The organism is Luteibacter sp. HAY1-4A (assembly GCF_056755355.1).
The window spans coordinates 1-260 of record NZ_JBNDHZ010000119.1 but is presented as its reverse complement, the minus strand read 5'-3'; the positions used below and the strand labels follow the sequence as shown (position 1 = coordinate 260).

Annotated in this window: 1 rRNA gene; it reads left to right on the top strand. The window is 51.9% G+C overall.

What is annotated here, in order from left to right:
• Window positions 1-260 (top strand): 23S ribosomal RNA (locus ACPYOD_RS19185); the annotation flags it as partial.

The window sequence follows — 260 nt, the reverse complement described above, 5'->3', positions numbered from 1 at the left end:
CTAGTACCGTGAGGGAAAGGCGAAAAGAACCCCGGAGAGGGGAGTGAAATAGACCCTGAAACCGTATACGTACAAGCAGTGGAAGCCCGCAAGGGTGACTGCGTACCTTTTGTATAATGGGTCAGCGACTTACTGTCAGTGGCAAGCTTAACCGTATAGGGGAGGCGAAGGGAAACCGAGTCTGAATAGGGCGAATAGTCTCTGGCAGTAGACCCGAAACCGAGTGATCTATCCTTGACCAGGTTGAAGGTGCGGTAACA